General features: G+C 73.9%; 19 protein-coding genes. 3 read left to right on the forward strand and 16 right to left on the reverse strand.

Going from position 1 to position 21,608, the window contains the following annotated elements; all coding sequences use genetic code 11:
• Positions 1-56: 56 nt before the first annotated feature.
• From BN2279_RS22460 to BN2279_RS22475, 4 genes are all read right to left on the reverse strand, one after another.
• On the reverse strand, positions 57-2,342 hold the full coding sequence (locus BN2279_RS22460) for a xanthine dehydrogenase family protein molybdopterin-binding subunit (RefSeq protein WP_059012695.1): 2,286 nt from the start codon (positions 2,340-2,342) through the stop codon (positions 57-59).
• Positions 2,343-2,383: 41 nt separating this feature from the next.
• Positions 2,384-3,472 (reverse strand): (2Fe-2S)-binding protein, encoded by a 1,089-nt coding sequence (locus BN2279_RS28090; protein ID WP_234348042.1) that lies wholly within the window; start codon positions 3,470-3,472, stop codon positions 2,384-2,386.
• A gap of 397 nt (positions 3,473-3,869) precedes the next feature.
• Complete coding sequence (locus BN2279_RS22470) at positions 3,870-4,154, reverse strand: DUF3039 domain-containing protein (RefSeq protein ID WP_059012698.1); 285 nt, start codon at positions 4,152-4,154, stop codon at positions 3,870-3,872.
• An 11-nt stretch (positions 4,155-4,165) separates the two neighbouring features.
• Positions 4,166-4,750 (reverse strand): YqgE/AlgH family protein, encoded by a 585-nt coding sequence (locus tag BN2279_RS22475; protein WP_059012438.1) that lies wholly within the window; start codon positions 4,748-4,750, stop codon positions 4,166-4,168.
• Positions 4,751-4,891: 141 nt separating this feature from the next.
• On the opposite strand from BN2279_RS22475, the gene murA reads away from it, so the two are divergent.
• Positions 4,892-6,211: a UDP-N-acetylglucosamine 1-carboxyvinyltransferase gene (gene murA / locus BN2279_RS22480; protein WP_059012442.1), complete on the forward strand. Its 1,320-nt coding sequence runs from the start codon at positions 4,892-4,894 to the stop codon at positions 6,209-6,211.
• 116 nt (positions 6,212-6,327) lie between these two features.
• On the opposite strand, the gene BN2279_RS22485 is transcribed toward murA, so the two are convergent.
• From BN2279_RS22485 to BN2279_RS29585, 8 genes are all read right to left on the reverse strand, one after another.
• A complete protein-coding gene (locus BN2279_RS22485) occupies positions 6,328-6,609 on the reverse strand; it encodes an HU family DNA-binding protein (protein WP_059012446.1) in 282 nt (93 codons plus the stop codon).
• Positions 6,610-6,881: 272 nt separating this feature from the next.
• Positions 6,882-8,285 (reverse strand): NAD-dependent malic enzyme, encoded by a 1,404-nt coding sequence (locus BN2279_RS22490; protein ID WP_059012453.1) that lies wholly within the window; start codon positions 8,283-8,285, stop codon positions 6,882-6,884.
• Positions 8,286-8,607: 322 nt separating this feature from the next.
• The gene (locus tag BN2279_RS22495; RefSeq protein WP_059012458.1) at positions 8,608-10,881 is read right to left on the reverse strand and encodes a HelD family protein; all 2,274 of its coding nucleotides are present in this window, start codon (positions 10,879-10,881) and stop codon (positions 8,608-8,610) included.
• 134 nt (positions 10,882-11,015) lie between these two features.
• Positions 11,016-12,161 carry a uroporphyrinogen-III synthase gene (locus BN2279_RS22500; RefSeq protein WP_059012463.1) on the reverse strand — a complete coding sequence of 382 codons (1,146 nt, stop codon included), beginning with the start codon at positions 12,159-12,161 and terminating at the stop codon, positions 11,016-11,018.
• 117 nt (positions 12,162-12,278) lie between these two features.
• A complete protein-coding gene (locus BN2279_RS22505) occupies positions 12,279-13,676 on the reverse strand; it encodes a nitrate/nitrite transporter (RefSeq protein ID WP_059012465.1) in 1,398 nt (465 codons plus the stop codon).
• Positions 13,677-13,813: 137 nt separating this feature from the next.
• Positions 13,814-14,833, reverse strand: coding sequence for a DUF1015 family protein (locus BN2279_RS22510; RefSeq protein WP_059012467.1), 1,020 nt, complete (start codon positions 14,831-14,833; stop codon positions 13,814-13,816).
• Between the two features lie 13 nt (positions 14,834-14,846).
• Positions 14,847-16,076 carry an ATP-grasp domain-containing protein gene (locus BN2279_RS22515; protein ID WP_059012470.1) on the reverse strand — a complete coding sequence of 410 codons (1,230 nt, stop codon included), beginning with the start codon at positions 16,074-16,076 and terminating at the stop codon, positions 14,847-14,849.
• A 34-nt stretch (positions 16,077-16,110) separates the two neighbouring features.
• Positions 16,111-16,248 (reverse strand): hypothetical protein, encoded by a 138-nt coding sequence (locus BN2279_RS29585; RefSeq protein ID WP_159037314.1) that lies wholly within the window; start codon positions 16,246-16,248, stop codon positions 16,111-16,113.
• A 277-nt stretch (positions 16,249-16,525) separates the two neighbouring features.
• Between BN2279_RS29585 and BN2279_RS22520 the strand changes: the two genes are divergently transcribed.
• Together BN2279_RS22520 and BN2279_RS22525 are read left to right on the forward strand one after the other, a co-directional pair.
• A complete protein-coding gene (locus BN2279_RS22520) occupies positions 16,526-17,389 on the forward strand; it encodes a helix-turn-helix transcriptional regulator (RefSeq protein WP_059012475.1) in 864 nt (287 codons plus the stop codon).
• Positions 17,377-18,435: a helix-turn-helix domain-containing protein gene (locus BN2279_RS22525; protein ID WP_059012479.1), complete on the forward strand. Its 1,059-nt coding sequence runs from the start codon at positions 17,377-17,379 to the stop codon at positions 18,433-18,435. Before BN2279_RS22520 ends, BN2279_RS22525 begins: the two co-directional genes overlap by 13 nt.
• A 71-nt stretch (positions 18,436-18,506) precedes the next feature.
• Here the strand turns inward: BN2279_RS22525 and BN2279_RS22530 are convergent, their stop codons facing one another.
• From BN2279_RS22530 to BN2279_RS22545, 4 genes are all read right to left on the reverse strand, one after another.
• Positions 18,507-19,379: an LLM class flavin-dependent oxidoreductase gene (locus tag BN2279_RS22530; protein ID WP_059012480.1), complete on the reverse strand. Its 873-nt coding sequence runs from the start codon at positions 19,377-19,379 to the stop codon at positions 18,507-18,509.
• A 41-nt stretch (positions 19,380-19,420) separates the two neighbouring features.
• Positions 19,421-19,855: a MarR family winged helix-turn-helix transcriptional regulator gene (locus BN2279_RS22535; RefSeq protein WP_059012482.1), complete on the reverse strand. Its 435-nt coding sequence runs from the start codon at positions 19,853-19,855 to the stop codon at positions 19,421-19,423.
• Positions 19,856-19,859: 4 nt separating this feature from the next.
• On the reverse strand, positions 19,860-20,366 hold the full coding sequence (locus tag BN2279_RS22540) for a hemerythrin domain-containing protein (protein WP_059012486.1): 507 nt from the start codon (positions 20,364-20,366) through the stop codon (positions 19,860-19,862).
• Between the two features lie 107 nt (positions 20,367-20,473).
• Positions 20,474-21,445 carry a LysR family transcriptional regulator gene (locus BN2279_RS22545; RefSeq protein ID WP_059012489.1) on the reverse strand — a complete coding sequence of 324 codons (972 nt, stop codon included), beginning with the start codon at positions 21,443-21,445 and terminating at the stop codon, positions 20,474-20,476.
• Between the last annotated feature and the right edge of the window lie 163 nt (positions 21,446-21,608).

Raw genomic sequence — 21,608 nt, forward strand, 5'->3', positions numbered from 1 at the left:
CGGAGACGTGATCTCGTCGGCCGATGGTCCTGGGCCGCAGGACCGTCGGACCCGCCCTAGGAGGTGCTGACCGCCGCCTGGGGCCGGATCGGCAGCCGGTTCACGGGCCGGCCGGTGGCCGCGCGGACCGCCGCCGCGACCGCCGCGGGCGCCACGACGACCGGGACGGCGCTGACCGCCTTGGCCCCGAACGGCGCGACCACGTCCCGCTCCTCGATCAGCTTCACGATCCGGACCTCCGGCGCGTCCAGCGGCGTGGGCAGCGCGTATCCCGCCAGGTCGGGGCGGCGCACCATCCCGCGCGCCACCCGCAGGTGCTCGGTGAGCGCCGCGCCGACGCCCTGGGTGACTCCGGCCTCGATCCGCGCCGCGAGCTGCCGGGGGTTCAGCACCCGGCCGACGTCCTGCGCGATCGCCATCTCCACCACGCGCACCGAGCCCAGCTCCACGTCCACGTCCACCACGGCCCGCACGGCGGCGAAGGCCAGGCCGACGAACGCGTCCCCCTGGCCCGCCTCGTTCAGCGGCTCGGTGGGATGCGGCCGGCACTGGGCCGTCGCCCACAGCTCCTTACCCTCCAGGGCCTCGGCCACGGTGGTGCTCAGGACCCCGTCGTAGGAGGTGATCTTGCCGTCCGCGATCGACAGCAGCTCGGCGGACATCCCGAACGTCGCGGCCAGCGGCTGGAGCAGTTGGGTGCGGACCATCTTGGCCGCCCGTTCCACCGCGCCCGCCGACACCCACGTGTGCCGCCCGCGCCCGCCGGGACCGGCCGGCGGCTGATCGGTGTCCACGGGCGCGACATGCACCTCGTCCACGCCCAGCACGTCCTGCACGATCTGCCGGGCCAGCGTGGCGAAGCCCTGCCCGGTCTCCACCGCAGCGCACAGCACCGTGGCGACCGCGCCCTCGACCTTCACCGTGGCCGTCGAGACCTCGTCCGTGCCCTCGGCGCCGAGCATGTGGACCATGCCCAGCGCGTAGCCGACGCCGCGCCGCACCGCGCCCGGCTCGGCGGCGCCGTCCGGGCCGCCGGGCAGCAGCCAGTCCTCGACCGGCCCGTCCTTGGGCAGCGCCGGCAGCGGCGCCTCGCGGACGGCCGTCAGCAGCTCGGCGACCGGCGCCGGGCAGGTCACGGTCTGGCCGGTGGGCAGCGGATCGCCGGTGGACAGCACGTTGCGCGCGCGCAGCTCGGCCGGGTGCAGCCCGAGCCGGGCGGCCAGCTTGTCCATCTGCCCCTCGTAGGCGGCGCACACCTGGAGGGCGCCCTCGCCGCGCAGGTAGCCGGAGGGCGGGTTGTTCGTCCGTACGGCCCAGCCGTCGACCACCGCGTTGGGCACCACGTACGGCCCGGCGGCGAACGAGACGGCGGCGGCCAGGGCCTCGGCCGAGTCGTCGGCGTACGCGCCCGCGTCCATCAGCAACTGCGCCTCGACCTTGACCAGCTTCCCCTCGCGGTCGGCGTGGTGCCAGTAGCGCAGCAGGGTGGGGTGCCGGTGGGCGTGGCCGAGGAACGACTCCTCGCGCGTCGCGGCCAGCTTGACCGGGCTGCCGGTGCGGATGGCCAGCAGCGCCAGCGGGAGCTGGAACCCCAGGTCCTCCCGGTCGCCGAGGGCGCCGGGGACACCGGTGACGTAGATCTTGACCTGGTCGGGTTCGAGACCGAGGCAGGCGGCGATCCGGTCGCGGTCGGTGTGCGGGTCGGTGGTGCCCGTGTACACCTCGACGCCGCCGTCCGGGCGCGGCACGGCGAGGCCCGACTCGGCCCCGATGGGCGCCGGGTCCTGGCGCCCGACCCGGTACAGGCCCTCGACCACGATCTCGCCGGTGGCGGTGGGGTCGCCGCAGCGCAGCGGGATGTGGCGGATCAGGTTGCCGTCGGGGTGGAGGGGTTCGGCCTCGAACGCCTTCTCCGGGTCGGTGACCGGGTCGAGCACCTCGTACTCGACGACGATCGCGGCGGCGGCGAGCCGGGCGGGCCCGGGGTGGTCGGCGGCGACGGCGGCGACGGGTTCGCCGTGGTACCGCACCACGTCGGAGGCGAGCGCGGGCCGGTCGGTGACGGCCCGGCCGAGTCCGGCCTCCCCCGCCACGTCCTCGTGGGTGACGACGGCCCGCACCCCGGGCATCGCGACGGCCGCGGCGGTGTCGACGCGCTTGATGCGGGCGTGCGGGTGCGGGGAACGCAGCACGGCGGCCCACAGCAGGCCCTCGGCCCACAGGTCGGCGGTGTACGGGTAGGTGCCCCGCACCTTGGCCTCGGCCTCGGCGGGCTCCACCGAGGCACCGAGGCCGTGCGGCTCCCGGCCGGGCGGCACCGCGCCGCCCTGGGCGGGCACCATCGTCACGGCCGCCGCGTCCGGGGTCTGCGCCTGGTCCGTCATCACATGCCTCCTGCCTGGGGATAGCCCCGGCCGGAGGCCGGGGACGGCCCGGCCTGGTGGGGAATGCGGGCGGTCTGGTCCGGGTGCCCGGCGGGCTCGGGCTCGGGCCCCACGACAGGTGCCGGGGCCGGCGCCGGGGCGGGCGGCTCGGCGGCGGGGCGCGCGGCTCGTTCGCCGCGCTCGGCGCGCGGGTCCTTCGCGGCGCGCTCGTCCACCACCGCGCGCACCGCGTCGAGGATGCCCCGGTAGCCCGAGCAGCGGCAGAGGTTCCCGCACAGAGCCCGGCGGGTCTCCAGCTCGGTGGGCGCGGGGTTGCCCTCCAGCAGATCGTGGATGGTCATGGCCATGCCGGGCAGGCAGAAACCGCACTGCACGGCGGAGGCGGCCAGCGCCCGTTGCACGTCGGAGGGCGTGCCGTCGCCGCCCAGGCCCTCCACGGTGCGGATCTCGCTGCCGACGGCGGTCGCCGCGGGCACCAGGCAGGCCGCCACCAGGCGGCCGTCCACCTGCACGGAGCAGGCCCCGCACTCGCCTTGCGCGCAGCCGTCCTTCGCGCCGGCCAGGCCGAGGCGCTCGCGCAGCACGTAGAGCAGGGATTCGCCGATCCACGCGCCCGAGACGGGCCGTTCCACGCCGTTGACGCGCAGCACGTAACCGCCCTCGGGGTGGTCGCTGCGGCTGCCACCGGGGACGGCGTCCTCCGCCGCCTCGGCCGCCGGGTCCTCGGCGGGCACCGGCTCCGGTGCCCCGGCCACGGCGGCGGGGATCTCCGGCTCGGGGCGCGGCGGGTGCGGCTCGCCCCCGGACGGCGCCGGCCAGGGCGAGGGGGGGACGTCCCGCTCCACGGCCGCCGGCCACGGCGCGGCGTCGTGCCCGGCCTCCGCGAGCGGCGGCTGCCCCCCGGACGGCCCAGCGGGCATGGCGGGTACGGCGTGCGCGTCCGTTCCGGCCGGGCCCTCGCCCAGCGGGCGGCGGACGCCGCCCGCCAGCGCGGCGCCCTGGCCCATGGCGGCGGCCGACGCGCGGCGCGGGGGACGGGCGGCTTGGCCCTGGGCCTCCGGCCGCGGTGTCCCCCAGCCGAACGGCATGGTCCACTCGCCGGTCGCGCCCGGGTCGGTGGTGGCCCCGGCGGTGGCCGGCGGCGTGGCGGCCGGGCCGATCTCCGGCGGCTGATACCCGTGGCCCGGGGCGGCCAGCGGCTCGGCGCCGGGCTCCTCGGCGGAGCCCGGCGGAAGCTCTATGAAGGCGGTCGCCTCCGCGTCGTACTCCCCGCCCCAGCCCGGCTGGGGCGGGGAGTACGACCTGCATTCCCTCGGCGTGTATAAGACGCAGCGTCGGATGTGTATAAGAGCCAGATCTCACACGATCAGGGCATACGGGGAGGGCCCGGACCGTCACGAGGGCGACGGCCCGGGGCGTCACCGGCCCGGTGGGAACCGGCGAGGCGGGCGTCCGCCGCCGGACGCGGCCCGGCGGCGGGGGCGGCTACTTGCCGCCCTTGCCGTCCTTGCCGCCCCCGAAGGAGCCCATGGACTCGTAGATCTCCTTGCACAAGGGGCACACCGGGTACTTCTTGGGGTCCCGTCCTGGCACCCAGACCTTCCCGCAGAGCGCGACGACGGGGGTACCGTCCAGCGCGCTCGCCATGATCTTGTCCTTCTGGACATAGTGGGCGAAGCGCTCGTGGTCGCCATCGCCGTGCGTCGTCTGCGGGGTGGGCTCGACGAGGGTGCCGGTGCCCGCTCCGCGCTCGGGCTCAACAGTGCTCATGAGTACCAAGCCTAATTGAGCGAGGGGTCGTCCGGGTATGTGGCGAGCAGCGCCAGGCTGCCGCGCTGGCGGCGCAGCACGGCCCGCCAGAGCCGCTCCGGCTCCGGCGCGGAGACGTCACCCGGTTCGGAGTCCACCACGTACCAGGCGCCCTCCTCCAGCTCCCCTTCGAGCTGCTCCGGTCCCCAGCCCGCGTACCCGGCGAAGATCCGCAGCGAGCCCAGCTCGGCGGCCAGCACTTCCGGTGGCGCCTCCAGGTCGACCAGGCCGATCGAGCCGTGCACCCGCCGCCAGCCCGGGGGTCCCACCCGGACGGAGTCCGGGGCGGGCCCCGAGCCGGGGACGACGGCGAGGGCGAGCGCGGCGTCCAGGGCGACCGGGCCGCCCTGGAAGACGACGCCGGGCTCACCGGCGAGGGCGGCCCACGGTCGCAGGACCTCGGAGACGCCGACGGGTGTGGGGCGGTTGAGGACGACCCCCAGGGCTCCCTCGCGGTCGTGGTCCAGGAGCAGCACGACGGAGCGGTCGAAGTTCGGATCGGACAGCGCGGGCGTGGCCACCAGCAGCCGCCCGGTGAGCGAGGACGCCTCGGTCATGGGGGCCATGATTCCGCATCGCCCGGGGTACTGGGGAGTGCTGTCCGGTCCCCGCCCCCGGGCCCGTTCCGCCCCGGGCGCACTACCATCGATGCGGTTGGCCGCATCCGTCCGCATCCACCCGCGCAGATCGTGAGTTCCATGAGCGACGACGTACTTCTTGTTCACGGCGGCACCCCGATCGAGGGGGAGATCCGCGTCCGGGGAGCCAAGAACCTGGTGCCCAAGGCCATGGTCGCGGCGCTCCTGGGCAGCGCTCCCAGCCGGTTGCGGAACGTGCCGGACATCCGCGACGTGCGGGTGGTGCGCGGGCTGCTCCAGTTGCACGGCGTGACCGTCCGCAGCGGGGAGGAGCACGGCGAGCTGGTGCTCGACCCGTCGCGCGTGGAGAGCGCCAACGTGGCGGACATCGACGCGCACGCCGGGTCCTCGCGCATCCCGATCCTGTTCTGCGGCCCGCTGCTGCACCGGCTGGGGCACGCGTTCATCCCCGGCCTCGGCGGCTGCGACATCGGCGGCCGGCCGGTCGACTTCCACTTCGACGTGCTGCGGCAGTTCGGCGCGGTGATCGAGAAGCGGGCCGACGGGCAGTACCTGGAGGCGCCGCGCGGCCTGCGCGGCTGCAAGATCCGGCTGCCGTACCCGTCGGTCGGCTCCACCGAGCAGGTGCTGCTGACCGCCGTGCTGGCGGAGGGCGTCACCGAGCTGTCGAACGCGGCCGTGGAGCCGGAGATCGAGGATCTGATCTGCGTGCTCCAGAAGATGGGCGCGATCATCTCGATGGACACCGACCGGACGATCCGGATCACCGGCGTGGAGCGGCTCGGCGGCTACACGCACCGGGCGCTGCCCGACCGGCTGGAGGCGGCGTCCTGGGCGAGCGCGGCGCTGGCCACCCAGGGCAGTGTGTACGTCCGCGGCGCCAGCCAGCGGGAGATGATGACCTTCCTCAACGTCTACCGGAAGGTGGGCGGCGCGTTCGAGATCGACGAGCAGGGCATCCGCTTCTGGCACCCGGGCGGCCCGCTGAACGCGATCGCGCTGGAGACCGACGTGCACCCCGGTTTCCAGACCGACTGGCAGCAGCCGCTGGTGGTGGCGCTGACGCAGGCGTCCGGCCTGTCGATCGTGCACGAGACGGTGTACGAGTCGCGGCTCGGTTTCACCAGCGCGCTCAACCAGATGGGTGCGCACATCCAGCTCTACAGCGAGTGCCTCGGCGGCACGCCCTGCCGGTTCGGGCAGCGCAACTTCCTCCACTCGGCGGTGGTCTCCGGCCCGACGAAGCTGCACGGCGCCGATCTGGTCATCCCCGACCTGCGCGGCGGCTTCTCGTACCTGATCGCGGCGCTGGCGGCGGAGGGCACCTCGCGGGTGCACGGCATCGGGCTGATCAACCGCGGTTACGAGAACTTCGTGCGGAAGCTGGAGACGCTGGGCGCCAAGGTCGAACGCCCGTAGGGCTGTTGAACGACCGTCGCGTTCCGCCGGAGTTCACGGAAGAGAACGGCCGGACGGCGGCGGCGCACAGAGAAGGGGTGGCCCGTCGGGCCACCCCTTGTCGCGTACCGCAGGCGTCACTTGCCCTTGGCGGCGTCCTTCAGCTTGGAGCCCGCGGACACCTTGACGCTGTAGCCGGCGGGGATCTGGATCGGCTCCCCCGTCTGCGGGTTGCGGGCGGTGCGGGCGGCGCGGTGGGTCCGCTCGACGGTCAGGAAGCCGGGAATCGTGACCTTCTCGTTCCCCTTGGCGACGACCTCCCCGATGGTCTCGGCCAGGGCCGCCAGCACAGCGTCGGCGTCCTTCCGAGTCACCTCGGCGCGCTCCGACAGAGCGGCCACCAGCTCACTGCGGTTCATATTTCGTACTCCCGTGTTCATCTTGCCAATGAGGCGTGAGATCGAAGCCGATGCTGCCAGGGCCCACTGACAGTCCCGGGACCCGGGTGCGCGTTCCCGCGAAGCCCTGGTCCGGGTACGCATCCTGCCCCCACCAGTGGCGGGAAGGCCAATCCGGCACCAGCGGGGTCACACGAAGAGCGCTCTTCGTCTCGCCGGTGACGTTCCCGAGGCTTTGCCTCCCGGTCACCCTAAAGGGCATGCGCACGGCCCTGGCAACCGACTCGCCGCCCCTACGACCCTTGCGCGGCGTCGCGCACCGCGCCCGCCACCGCTCCGGCGACCTTTTCGTTGAAGACGCTGGGCACGATGTAGTTGGCGTTCAGCTCGTCCTCGCCGACCACGTCCGCGAGGGCGCGGGCCGCGGCCAGCATCATCGCGGAGCTGACGGCCGACGACTGCGCGTCGAGCAGACCGCGGAACACCCCTGGAAAGACAAGGACGTTGTTGATCTGATTGGGGAAGTCCGAGCGGCCGGTGGCCACCACGGCGGCGGTCTGCCGGGCGACCGCCGGGTCGATCTCCGGGTCCGGATTCGCGAGCGCGAAGACAATCGCGTTGTCCGCCATGGCCGCCACGTCCTCGGCGTCGAGCACGTCGGGGGCGGAGACGCCGATGAAGACGTCCGCGCCCGCCACGGCCTGCCGCAGACTCCCGGTCACCCCTTCGGGGTTGGTGTTGTCGGCGATCCAGCGCAACGGCGAGTCGCCGTCGGCCTCCACGAGATCGTGGCGTCCGGCGTGCACCACCCCGTGGATGTCCGCGACGACGGCGTGCCGGACGCCGGCGTCGATCAGCAGCTTGAGGATCGCCGTGCCCGCGGCGCCCGCGCCGGACATCACCACGCGGACCGCGCCGAGTTCCTTGCCGACCACGCGCAACGCGTTGTGCAGGGCGGCGAGGACCACGATGGCCGTGCCGTGCTGGTCGTCGTGGAAGACGGGGATGTCCAGCGCCTCGCGCAGCCGCGCCTCGATCTCGAAGCAGCGCGGGGCGGAGATGTCCTCCAGGTTGATGCCCGCGAAGCCGGGGGCGATGGCCTTGACGATCTCCACGATCGCGTCGGTGTCCTGGGTGTCCAGGCACAGCGGCCAGGCATCGATGCCGGCGAAGCGCTTGAACAGCGCGGCCTTGCCCTCCATCACCGGCAGGGCGGCCCGCGGCCCGATATTGCCCAGGCCCAGCACGGCGGAGCCGTCGGTGACGACGGCGACGCTGTTGCGCTTGATCGTCAGCCGCCTGGCGTCCTCGGGGTGGGCGGCGATCTGGGTGCAGACGCGGGCGACGCCCGGCGTGTAGATCATCGACAAGTCGTCGCGGTTGCGAATCGGATGCTTGGACGTCATCTCGATCTTGCCGCCCAGGTGCATCAGAAAGGTCCGGTCGGAAACCTTGCCGACCGCAACTCCCTCGATCGCGCGGAGCTTCTGCACGATCTCGTCGGCGTGCGCGGTGGAACTCGCCGCGATGGTCACGTCGATACGCAGCTTCTCGTGTCCGGAGGCGGTGACGTCGAGTCCGGTGACCGAGCCGCCGGAGGATTCCACCACGGTGGTGAGCTGGCTGACCGCCGTGCCGCTGGCCGGGACCTCCAGCCGGACAGTCATCGAATACGAGACGCTGGGTGCCGTTGCCATGGGCGACTTCCTTATCTTTCTTTCCCGCTCCCCCGTGTCTGTCACCCTACGAGAGGAACCGGACACGGCCAAAGACAGGCCGGACGACCGATATGACCGTAACAGGAAAGGGAGAAAGCCCCGGTCGAGCAGAGATCCAGGGGGTAAGGGCGCCGGCCCGCCAGCCGCCTCGCGGCAAGTGGTCGCTCGAAGCGACAATGGTTGGGCCCGGGGGCATGAAACGGGCCGGCGCCATTCCAGGCTACCGCACTCAGGCCCCGGGTCAACTGGGCGTCGCGGACCGTCAAGACGCAGGTCAGAACGGTGCCGGGGCCGGCGCCGCTCACCGGAGCAGGGCCGGTACCCCCATGGTGTCCGGGTCGTCGGCGGGGCCGGAGAGCACCGTGAGGCGCTGGGTGGCCCGGGTGAGCGCCACGTACAGCACGCGCAGCCCGGCCGGTGACTCGTCCGCGATCGCGGAGGGGGAGATCACCAGCGTCGCGTCGTACTCCAGGCCCTTCGCCTCCAGGCTGCCCAGCACCACCAGCCGGCCGCCGCCGACACCGGCCAGCCACCGGGCGGTCTCCTCCCGGCGCGCCATCGCCACCACCACGCCGACGGTGCCCTCGACGTCCGCGAGGAGCCGGCGGGCCTCGGCCCGTGCGGCGTCCGCCAGCGCGTCCGCCGTGGGCGCCGTGGCGAACCGGGGCGCCACGCCCGTCTCGCGCACCGCCCGCGGCGGGCGGGCGCCGGGCATCGCGCGCCGCAGCACGCCGTCCGCGACGCGGGCGATCTCGGCGGGGGTGCGGTAGTTGACCGTCAGCCCGAACCGGCGGCGGGGCCGCCCGCCGAGGGCCGCGTCCCGTTCCGCCGCCGCCTCCTCGGGCGCGCCCCACGAACTCTGCGCCGGGCCGCCGACGATGGTCCAGGTCGCCTGCCGCCCCCGGCGGCCGACCATGCGCCACTGCATGGGCGTCAGGTCCTGCGCCTCGTCCACGATGACGTGCGCGTAGTCGGCGCGTTCCTCGTCCGCGTCTCTCGACTCCCGCCGGGCGGCGAGGCGTTCGGCGTAGGTGGTCACCTCGTCCAGCCCGGTGAGCTGGTCCAGGGGGTCCGCCTCGCGCGGCTTCGCCGGCCGGGGCGGGGCGCCGAGGAGCACCCGCAACTCGTCGAGCAGCGCGACGTCATGGGCGGACAGCCCGTGCCCGTCCGGGGTGATCCGCCGCAGCGAGCGGGCCAGTTGACGCACCTCGCGGGGACGCAGCAGCCGGCGCGCCCAGCGGCCGAGGCGCTGTTCGTCGGCCATGGCGGTCAGCACGCCGAGCGGGGTGGCCTCCGGCCACCACGCGTCGAGGAACTCCAGGAACGCGTCCTCCGAGCCGAGGTCCTCGTTGAACGCCTCCCTGGCCTCGGCCGCGATCGCCGGATCGGGGTAGCGCGTCCGCGCGCCCGACTCCTCCCACAGCGCGTCCAGCAGCAGGCGCCTGGCCCGGGGCCGCAGCAGGTTGACCGGCGCGGTGCCGCTGAGGACCTGCTGCCGGACGCGGTGCAGCGCCTCGCCGTCCAGCTCGACGCGGCGGCCGAAGGCCACCACCCGCAGCCGTCCGGGGCCGCCCGGCGCGTCCACGGCGCCGCGCGCCGCGCGGTGCAGCACCCGGGCCATCACGGCGGAGCCCTTGATCCGGGCGACGGCCTGGTCGTCGTACGAGTCGGCCTCGACGCCCTCGACCAGCGAGCCGAGCGCGCGGATCGCGACCTGCCCCTCCTCGCCCAGGGACGGCAGCACGCCCTCGGTGTAGGAGACGAGCAGCGGGGTCGGGCTGACGATGAGGATGCCGCCCGCGTACCGCCGCCGGTCCTGGTACAGCAGGTAGGCGGCGCGGTGCAGCGCCACGGCGGTCTTGCCGGTGCCGGGGCCGCCGCCGACCTCGGTGACGGAGGCGGCGGGCGCGCGGATCACCTCGTCCTGCTCGGCCTGGATGGAGGCGACGATGTCGGTCATCCGGTGACCGCGCGCCCGGCCGAGCGCCGCCATCAGCGCGCCGTCGCCGACGACCGGCAGCTCCGCGCCGTCGAGCAGGGCCCGCAGCTCGGGGCGGAGCAGGTCGTCCTCCACGCCGAGCACCCGGCGCCCGCGGCTGCGGATCACGCGCCGCCGCACGACACGGCCGGGCGCCACGGGGGTCGCGCGGTAGAACGGCGCGGCGGCGGGCGCCCGCCAGTCGATGACGAGCGGGACGTAGTCGGCGTCCAGCACGCCGAGCCGGCCGATGTGCAGCGTCTCGGCGATGTCGGCGGCGCCGTCGCGGACCGCGTCGTCGGCCGGCTCGACCGAGGTGTACGCGCCGTCGGCGCCCCGGTCGCCGTCCTTGCCGGCGAGCAGGTCGATGCGGCCGAAGAGGAAGTCCTCGAACTCGTTGTTCAGGCGGTTCAGATGCAGTCCGGCGCGGAAGACCTGCGCGTCGCGCTCCGCCAGCGCGCCCGGCGTACCGACCTGGATCCGGCTGGCGGCGTCCGCCATGAGGTACTCGGCCTCATGGATCTTCTCCGCCAGGCGTTCGTAGACGGTGTCCAGGTGGCGCTGCTCGCCCTGGATCTCCCGTTCCCGCACGTCCACCGCTCCGTCCCCCTCTTCTCGCTCCGGGAGGGCAGCCGCTCCGGGGAGGCAGCCGCTCCCGTGAGGCAGCCCGCTGCCGTCGTGGCAGCGGTCCACCGTACGCGACATCGCGGCGGTTCGCGCGGGTCAGGGCGTCAATCGCTGTACTTGTGACTGTCCAGGGCCGGGTCGAGGGCCAGCCGGTAGCCGCGTTTGACGACGGTCTGGATGAGGGTGGGCGCGCCGAGCGCGCCGCGCAGCCGGGCCATCGCGGTCTCCACGGCGTGCTCGTCGCGCCCGGCTCCGGGCAGGGCGCGCAGCAGTTCGGCGCGGGGCACCACCCACCCGGGGCGCCGGGCCAGCAGCCGCAGCAGCGCCATCCCGGCCGGGGGAACGGGCCGCAGCTCGCCGTCCACGATCACGGCGTGGCCGCGGATCTCGACGCGCCGCCCGGCGACGGGCAGCGGCCGGGAACGGGTCGGCAGGGTGTGGCACAGCAACTGGACCAGCGGCCCGAGGCGGAACCGTTCGGGCTGACAGGTGGGCACGTCGCGGGCCTGGAGCGGCAGCGCGGGGACCGGGCCGACGCAGGCGGGGAGCACGTGCTTCTGGAGGGCGGTCACGAGCTGGTCGGACACGCCGCGTTCGTCGGCGCGCTTGAGCAGCGAGGCGGCGGCGGGCGCGCTGGTGAAGGTGATGGCGTCGAGGGCGCGCCCGAGCATCGCGTCGATCAGCCGGTCGACGGGGGTGATGTCCTCCGGCGGCATCCACCGGTAGACGGGCACCTCCACCACCTCGGCACCGGCCTCGCGCAGCGCCTCGATGAAGCCGGGCAGCGGTTCGCCGTGCAACTGGAGGGCGATGCGCCGGTCCGTGACGCCCTGGTCGAGCAGGCGCTGGAGGACTTCCGCCATGGACTCGGAGGCCGGGGACCACTTCTCGGTGAGCCCGGCGGCGCGGACCGCGCCGCGCACCTTCGGGCCGCGGGCCAGCAGCTCCGATCCGGCCAGGGTGGTCAGCAGGCTCTCGCCCAGCCCCCAGCCCTCGGCCGCCTCGATCCAGCCGCGGAAGCCGATCGCCGTGGTGGCGACCACGATGTCGGGCGACTCGGCGATGAGGTGCCGGGTCGCCGCCAGGAGCTGGTCGTCGTCGGACAGGGGAACGATCCGCAGCGCCGGCGCGTGCTGCACCTCCGCACCGCGCCGCCGCAGCAGGGCGCCGAGTTCGTCGGCACGCCGTGCGGCGGTGACGCCGACGGTGAACCCGTCGAGTGGCCTGATGTCGCGCTGTTCCTGACGCATGGCGTATCCGCTCCGCCCAGAGTGTTCCGATACGGGAGCCGAGCCTGCCAATGGTGCGTGACAGGCCCGGTTCCCGTTTGTTACTCGCAAGTTACGTACCGCTCGACGTGCGCGGTGTCACACACCCGCGTAGGCGTGCCGCTGTTCCGTGTCGCCGTCGTCGGCCTTCTCGTCCGCCACCGCCTTGGCCGGGGTGGCCGGCCGGCGCAGGTATACGGTCCAGGTGATCACGAAACACGCCGCGTAGAAGACGAGGAACGCCGCGAAGGCGCGCGTGCCGGAGCCGGTGGACAGGAACGACTCGCGGAACGCCAGGTTGATGCCGAGCCCGCCGACCGCGCCGACCGCGCCGATCAGGCCGATGGCGGCGCCGGACAGGCGGCGCCCGAACGCGGCGGCCTCCTCACCGGTCAGGCCGCGGGCCAGCGCCTTGGCGTGGTAGATGCCGGGGATCATCTTGTACGTCGATCCGTTGCCGAGGCCGCTGAGCACGAACAGGGTGATGAAGCCGACGAGGAACACGGCCAGCGACTCGGCGTTCGAGGCGGCGATCACCACGCCGGTGGCCCCCGCCATGCCGGCGAAGGTGAACAGCGTGATCTTCGCGCCGCCGTACTTGTCCGCCCAGAACCCGCCGAGCGGCCGGATCAGCGAGCCCAGCAGCGGGCCGATGAAGGTGATCGAGGCGGCCTGGAGCGGCGTGCGGTCGAACTGGTTCTGGAGGACCAGGCCGAAGGCGAAGCTGTAGCCGATGAACGAGCCGAAGGTGCCGATGTACAGGAACGACATGATCCAGGTGTGACCGTCCCGCACGGACTCCTTGGCGGCGCCGGTGTCGTTGGTCACCGGGGCCAGGTTGTCCATGTAGCGCCAGGCCAGGGCCGCCGCCACCACGATCAGCGGGGTGTAGACGGCCAGCAGCACCCGCGGCTCGCCGTCGCCGGCGGTGGCGATGACCAGCAGGCCGACGAGCTGGATCACGGGGACGCCGATGTTGCCGCCGCCCGCGTTCAGGCCGAGCGCCCAGCCCTTCTTGCGCAGCGGGAAGAAGGCGTTGATGTTCGTCATCGACGAGGCGAAGTTGCCGCCGCCGACGCCGGTGAGCATGGCGACCAGCATGAACGTGGTGTACGACGTGCCCGGCTCCATCACGATCCACGCCGCCGCCGTCGGCAGCAGGAGCATCGACGCCGACACCACCGTCCAGTTGCGCCCGCCGAACCGCGCCACGGCGAAGGTGTAGGGCACCCGGACACACGCGCCGACGAGCGTGGCCATCGAGACCAGGAAGAACTTGCCGGCCGGGTCGATCCCGTACTCGGGTCCCATGAACAGGACGAGCACGGACCACAGGGTCCAGATCGAGAAGCCGATGTGCTCGGAGAGGATGGAGAAGAGGAGGTTGCGGCGGGCGACGCGTTCGCCCTTCTCCGCCCAGAACCGCTCGTCCTCGGGGTCCCACTCGTCGATCCAGCGGCCCCCTCGTCGGGCGGCGGCGGGCTTGGGGGCTGACATGGCGCCTCCATCAGGCTCGGTCAGGGGTTCTGCTGCCTGAAGGTAGGGAGGGCTCGTTTCCTGACTGTGGCAGGAGGTGACACCGACGAAACCTTGCACTCACCTGGCGCGCGGGCCCGCCGTGAGCGGCCGGCCGCTCAGCCCGGCAGGCGCCCGATCTGTCCCGGCACCGGCACCGGCCCGAGGCAGGTGCTCTTGGGCGGCATGCCCGCGCCGCTGGCCGCGCCGGCCCAGATCTGGTCCCAGGTGGGGGCCGGCAGGATCAGCCCGGCCTCGCCCGGCCCGGGGTACCGGCTGGTGAAACGGGGCGCGGCGGCGATGCCCTGATCCTCGCAGAGGGCGGGGATGAGCACGTGGTCGCTGATCGCGGCGGGCAGCTCGACCCAGTCGTACGGCAGGGAACGCAGCCGCCCGGCCATCGCGGCCGGCGAGATCTCCGACAGCCCCCACGCCTGCCCGCCGCCCGCGAGGAGGAACGTGCCGGGCCGCGGCGTGGGCGGGCCGTTCCCTTCGGCCCCCGGGGGCAGCTCGCTCACCCGCGCGATCCTGGCGGCGGTCCGCACGGCGGCCTCGATGTCCAGGCCGGGCACCACGCGGTGGGTGGCCGACAGGGTCAGCGGGTAGTGCCGGTGGTCGACCACCAGCGCGAGCAGCCGGTCGGTGACGGCGCCCGGGTGGGCCCGGTGCAGCCGCCGGGCGGCCTCGAGACGGTGGTGGCCGTCGGCGAGCAGGACCGGCGGCAGCGCGGGCGGGTCGGCGGTCCAGGACGCGTCGCACGCCCACAGCCGCTGGACGCCGCCCTCGGGGGTGGGCAGCTCCTGGTCGGCGGGGCCGGCGGTGGTCCGGTCGATGCACCGCTGGAACGGGCTGAGGGCGGGCGCGGTCCGCAGCAGGGGCTCGACGCTGCCGCCGCGTTCCTTCAGCAGCCGGGTCTGGAACCGCACGTCGGACTCGCCGACCCGCTGGTGCCGCAGCACGTGCCCGGTCTCGACGCCGTACAGGCTCAGCGCCCCGATGACGCCGCGCTGCTCGACCACGCCGTCGGCGTCGCGGCGCTCCAGCACGTAGTAGCTGGCGCGTCCGAGCGGCTGGGCCAGGACGCCGTGGAAGGGGAGGAAGAGATCTGTCCGTGGGGCCGGGGTCCTGGGCGGGACCAACTCGGGGAACAGGTCAGGCGGCAGTGTGCTCCTCCTCCTTCGCGGGCGCGGGCACCACCACCGGGCGCAGGGTGTCCTGGGCCTTGCGGAGCACCGCTTCGAGCTCCTGCGGCCCGTCGGCCACCGCGGTGACGTAGCCATGCCCGGCGACCCGGCTGGTGGTCTCCGGGACATGGCCTCCGATCGGGACGGCGATCTCCAGGCCCGTGCCGCCCGGCAGCGCCCGTGCCTCCCCGGTCCCGTCCACGGCCGTCAGCAGGCCGGGCGGCAGGCGCAGGTAGCGGACCCCGGCGTACCGGGCGGCGGTGGGGGCGTCCGGCTCGGGGAGGCCGAGCACGCTGGCGATCGTCAGGGCGGCGAGATCGGTCCCGCCCGCCATCAGCAGCAGATCGCTGATGTGGTCCGCGCCCGGGTGGGCGTGGGATTCGACCAGCCGGGGGCCGCGCGCGGTGACGATCACCTCGGTCTGCGAGGGGCCGCTGCGCTGCCCGGCGGCGTTGAGCGTGGCCGTGACCAACTGGTGGACGCGGCCGGTGGTCTCCGCGTCGAGGTCCGCCGGCAGGTCGTAGCCGGTCTCCAGACACCCGGGGGCGCCGGAGGTGTACTTCCTGGTGACGGCCAGGATCGTGTGCGACCCGGCGCGGGAATGCGCCTCGACGCTGTACTCCGGCCCGTCCAGGTACTCCTCGACGATGAGGGCGGGTTCGGAGGCCAGCGCGGCGGCCAGGGCCGTCGCGTCCGCCGCGTCACGCAGCAGATGGACGTCCTGGCCACCGCACCCGGTGCGCGGTTTGACCACGCAGGGGAAGCCGACGCGGGCGGCCACGGCGGCCAGCAGCGTGGCGCGGTCGCAGTGCTCGAACCGGACGGGGGAACCGGTGAGCTGGTTGACCTTGCCGCGCAGGGACGCCTTGTCCGTCAGGTACGCGACGGCCGCGTGGGGGTTGCCTGGGAAGCGCAGGGCCTCGTTCGCCCGGGCGGCGACGAGCGCGCTGGCCTCGGCGAATCCGAAGACGGAGGCGCGGGCGGGGAGGTTCGCGAGATGGCCGATGGCCATCATCAGCCGGGGGTGGTCGGCCCAGTCGACGGTGAGGGCCTCGTCGGCCGCCGCGGCGGCCTGGCCGATGCCCGGCGCGGACAGGTCAGGAGCGAGTACGAGACTGCGCGCACCGACCCGCCGAGCCGCCTCGACGACGGTGGGACGCGGACTGAGCAGCACCGCCAGAGGCTTGTGGGGCGTCATCGTGCCGCCTCCCCTGTCTCGCGGCCGCTCCGGCTCAGAACCAGATGTTGCTCGTGCCCGAGGCCTGCGCCCCCGTGTTCTTCGCAGCGCTCGCGCCCTGGGCGGAGGCGACGCCGGCGGACGCCGCTGTGATCAGCAGAGCGGCGACGACGCTGACAGCAAACTTCTTCACGGGTTCCCTCTTCCGTGTCCACATAGACGAACATGAGTGGCATGTTGGCCCAATCATGCTCACGAGCTTTCACGAGGAAGTCGATAGAGTCGCTGTGGCATCATCTCGCCTGTCAGGTTGACGCCAAGGGGCTGGCTGATGTCGTTCAAGGAAGAAGAGCGTGCACGAATCCGGCGAAATAGACGCAGCGGTCACCCGAGTTTACCGCCTCCGTGTCATCCATCCCACGGACTCCGTGGAGCAGATCGCGGCAAGATCCGGTCTGACCCATGAAGAGGTGACGGACGCCGAGTCACGGCTCTTCACACTCGGGCTCCTGCGTCCCTCACCGGGTGGCGGCCGGGTGGCGATCAGCCCCGAGAGCGCCGCCGACGCCCTCCTCGCCCCGCTCGAACAGGACATCCTCCAGCGCCGCATCGCGATGGCGACGACGCGCGCGCGGCTGCACTCGCTCTCCGGTGACTACCTGGAGGCGCGCAGCCTGCGTTCGGCCAAGAGCAGCATCGAGGTCGTGGAGGGCATCGACAACATCCGCGCCGTCCTGGACGACCTGGCCCGGACCTGCGTGAAGACGCTGGAGGCCCTGGTGCCGGGCCGGTTCCCCGAGGAGGCGATCCGCGCCGCCACCCCGCTGGACCTGGAGACCCTTGAACGCGGTGTGAAGACGCGGCAGTTGTGGCAGCAGACCACACGCAAGTACTGGGCGACCGTGCAGTACGCCGAGACGCTGATCGCCGCGGGCGCGCAGGTGCGCACGACGAGCGTGCTGCCCTCCCGGATGCTCATCTACGACCGCAGTTGCGCGGTGCTGCCCCTCGACCCCCTGCACACCGCCGCCGGCGTCGCCCTGGTGCGCGACCCGGCGGTGCTGAGCTTCCTTCAGCAGCTCTTCGAGCACTACTGGGACCGCGCGCTGGACTTCTCCGAGGAGGACCAGAAGTCCGGCCCGGAGCCGACCGGTGTGGAGCGGGACGTGCTGCTGCTGATGGCGGCGGGCAAGAAGGACGAGGCCATCGCCCACCAGCTCGGCATGTCGCCGAGGTCCGTGAGCCGGATCGTGGCGCGGCTGATGGAGCGTCTGGGCGCCGACAGCCGGTTCCAGGCGGGCGCGCGGGCCGCGTTGAACGGGTGGCTGTCCTGACGCCGCCGGAGGGGGACCGGCGCGACGGTGGCGCGGCGGACGGCCCGGCCACCGTCTTCGGGCTGCTCCAGGACGAGCTGGACGCGGTCGCCGTGCGCGTCTACCAGCTCCGCGTGACCCATCCGACGGACCTCGTCAGCCAGTTGGCGGCCCGCGCCGGGTACACGGCCGGGGAGGTCGCCGAGGCGGAACGGCTGCTCTCCCGGCTCGGCCTGCTCCAGCCCTCCCCGACCGGCGGCTGGGTGGCCGTCAGCCCGGAGAGCGCCGCCGAGAACCTGCTGGCGCCCCTGGAACAGGACGTGCTCCAGCGGCGCATCGCCATGGCGGCCACCAGGGAGCAGTTGCTGGCGCTGTCCGGGGACTATCTGGAGGCGCGCTCGATGCGTTCCGCCCGGAGCAGCATCGAGATCGTCGAGGGCCTGGACAACATCCGGGCCGTCATCGACGACCTCGCCCGCACCTGCGCCGATTCGCTGGACGCCCTGATACCCGGCGGCGCGGAGAACGAGGCGGCCGTCGCCGCCGCCAAGCCCCTGGACTTGGAGCTGCTGTCGCGCGGGGTGCGGGTCAGGTCCCTGTTCCAGCACGCGGCCCGCCGGCACCGGGTCATGATGCAGTACGTCGAGACCATCAGCTCGGCGGGCGCCGAGACCCGCAGCGTCAGCGTGCTGCCGTCGCGGATGCTGATCTACGACGGCGCCTGCGCGCTGCTGCCGCTGGACCCGCTGGACACGTCGGCGGGGGCCGCGGTGGTGCGCGATCCGGCGGTGCTGAGCTTCCTGTCCCGGCTCTTCGAGCACTGCTGGGCCGAGGGCACCGCGTTCTCCGAGGTGGAGCCCTCCGGGCGGGACGGAACGCCGTCCGGGCTGGAGCGGGAGGTCCTGGTGCTGATGGCGGGCGGCCGGACCAACGAGGAGATCGCCCAGCGGCTCGGCGTGTCCCAGCGCTCGGTCAGCCGGATCGTGGCCGGGCTGATGACGCGGCTGGGCGCGACGAACCGCTTCCAGGCGGGCGTGCGGGCGGCGCTCAGCGGCTGGCTGGTGTAGGGCCCCGGCCGCGCGCCGCCACCCCGGACCCGGGCCGTACCCGGCCCGGCCGCCCCCGACACGATGGCCTTTCAGCCATTCTTGAGCTGCTCGCGGACGGCGGGCACGACCTCCTCGGCGCACATCCGGCACTGGCGCTCGCGGTCCATCACGGGCCAGAAGACAAAGGCGTTCATGCCGTAGTCCGTGGTCAGGGCGGTGAGCGTCTCCACCCAGCGGGCGACGGGCCCGTTGAAGGCGTCCCTGTCCTCCGGCGCGATGGCGCCCGCGACGTTGTAGAGCCGGGTCAGCTCCGCCGGGTCGCGGCCCGCCTCCTGTGCGGATTCTGTGATGATCGCATTCAGCTCGGGCAGCCGCCGCGGGTGCACGTAGGAGCTGGACACCGACCAGCCGTCGGCCTTGGCGCCCACGAGCCGCACCGCCTTCGGGCCGATCACGCCGAGCCAGATGCCGATGTCGTGGGCGGGCGCGGGGCCGGGGCGCACGCCCGGCACCGGGTAGTGCGTGCCGCCGGCCGTGAACGGCCGGCCCGCCCAGGACGCCCTGATGACGTCGATGGCCTCGCCCAGCGCGGCGCGCGCCTCGCCGCGGGTCCGCCCCGGCCCGCCCATGCCGACCACGCCGTCGGGGAACGCGCCCGCGCCCAGGCCGAGTTCGAAGCGACCGCCGCTGAGCACGTCGATCGAGGCGGCCTGCTTGGCGAGCATCGTCGGGGGCCGCAGCGGCAGGTTGGCCACGTTGGGGAAGAGGTGCACCGAGCTGGTCCCGGCCGCCAGCCAGGTGATGAGCGTGAGGGTGTCGACGAAGTCGGCGTTGTAGGGGTGGTCCTGGACGCCGACGTACTCCAGGCCGGTGGTGTCGGCGATCTCGGCGATCCGGGCGGCGGCGGGCAGACCCGCGGCGTGCGGGTCGACGTTGAGACCGAACCTGACGGGCAGCGCCATGTCTGTGTCCTTCGGTAGGGGGTGGGTGCGGCCACCCGGGGTCATTTCTCCGCGATCCGCGACAGCGCCCTGGCGAGCAGGTCCTGCTCCTCGCCGGTCAGCCGGTCGAGCAGCAGTTCGCGGACGATCCGTGCCTGGATGGGCACGGCCCGATCGAGTGCGGCCCGTCCGGCGGGCGTGAGCGCGACGAGCACACCGCGCCGGTCGTCCGGGTCACCCGTACGAGTCACCAGCTCCTGCTGCGCCAACCGCACGAGGAGTCTGCTCAGCGAGGGCTGGGTCAGCCGGACGGCCGGGGCGAGGTCCTTCACCCGCAGGCCGGGTTCGGGGGCGCCGTTCAGCCGGACGAGGACCTCGTAGTCGTTGATGGTCAGACCGCAGGTGGCGAGCGCGGCGCCGAGGTCCTCGGTGACCCGGGCGTGCGCGGCGGCCAGCGCGGCGAAGGCGCGGGCGCAGGAGTACTCGTCGTGTTCCACGGTGTCAGCGTGGCAGCCCGGTCCAGGTCCGGATGGTGTCGAGGATGTGCTCCTCCTCGTAGTCCAGGTGCGGGAGGAGGTCGGCGGCCAGCGCCTTGAGCGCGGCGACCAGGCGCTCGCGGGACGCGGCGTCCTCGCTCCCGCCCAGTCCGCGGGCGGCGGCCTCGGTGTCCTCCAGCAGCCTGGTCACGCGGACGTGGTCGGCCTCCAGCCGGTCCACGACCGCGTCGAGGGCCGGGTTCGTACGGCGCAGCGCCGGGAAGATCGCGGCCGACTCGATCCGGTGGTGGCCGTGGACGACGCCGCAGTACTGGAGGCAGTTGACCTTGAGCTGCCACAGCGGGCCGTTGACCTGGAGCGCCCGCAGCGCGGCCGTCACGGCGTCGGCGGTCAGGCCGTTCGCGACCTCGTCGGCCAGTGCGAGGACCGTGTCGAGGTCGCGCCGCACCATCTCGTGCACCCACAGCAACTGCTGCGCGAGCGCCTCGCCCTGCGTCCGGGGGGCGCTCACCGGCGCGTGGCCGTTACATACATACGCATGTATCTAACCGTACACCGTACGGGGCCCCGGCACCACGCCCAACCCGCCCGCGCCGGCCGCCCGATACCCGCCGCCCGTCAGCCGCCGCCCGGCGCGAGCAGCCGGCGGTCCGCGTCGGGCAACCACGATCCCGGGGGCCGCCGCAGCCAGTCACCGGCGGCGGCCAGGCCGGCCGCCGCCGCGTGCAGCGCGTCCAGACCCGGATGCCGCAGGCCGCGCCGCCAGACCATGGAGACGGGGGCCACCGGGACGGGATCGGGGAGCGGGCGCAGCACCATGCCGGGCAGGCTCCCGAACTCCTCGCTCGCCAGCACCGACCAGCCCCGCCCGCGCACCACCCGCGTGAACTCGGCGTCGCCCTCGATCTTGGGGAACGGCGCGGCGAGCACGATGCCGCGCCCGGCGAACAGGCTGCGGGCGTAGTCCGTCCACTCGCTCGTCTCGTCGTTGCCCGCCGCCGCGTACAGCGTCTCGCCCGCGAGATCGGCCAGCGGCACCTCCGCCCGGCCCGCCAGCGGATGGTCCCCGGGCAGCAGGACCGCCACCCGCTCCCACCGGACCAGGCGGCGGGCGAGACCGGCGCGGACACCCGGCGGGAGCCCGGCCACGCGGCCGAACGAGACATCCACCCGCCCCGCCGTGATCTCGGCCGCGCCCCGGGCCAGACCGCTGTGGAAGCGGGCGACGAACTCCCGTTCCGGCGCGGCCCGGCGGGCCTCGGTCAGCACCCGGTGGCCGGTGGCGACGGGCGCGGCCACATCGACGATCAACGGCCGGTCGCGGACCGCGCGCAGCGCGCCGCCCAGCTCGTCGTGGGCGGCCAGCGCGCGGCGCGCGTACGGCAGCAGCCGCTCGGCCTCGGCGGTCGGCGCCACCTGCCGGGTGCTGCGCGCGAACAGCACCGTGTCCCACTCCCGCTCCAGCCGCCCGATGTCGCGGCTGAGCGCCTGCTGCGCGACGAGGAGCCGGGCGGCGGCACGGGTGAAGTGCAGCTCCTCGGCGACGGCGACGAAGGCGCGCAGCAGACGGGGGTCGGTGTCACGGGGCACGGACCCATTCTGCGCGCCCCCGTCCGATTCACAACGCGCCCGCGTGAATGGCCGCCGATCAGGTGTTGGACGCGGACGACCGGCCGCCGGAAGGGTGAACGGCATGCCTCCGCCCGCTTCCGGCCCCGCCCGCCCCCGCGTCTCCTACCGCGCGCTCCTCGCC

Origin of the sequence: Streptomyces specialis, assembly GCF_001493375.1 — a bacterium.
GTDB classification, from domain to species: domain Bacteria; phylum Actinomycetota; class Actinomycetes; order Streptomycetales; family Streptomycetaceae; genus Streptomyces; species Streptomyces specialis.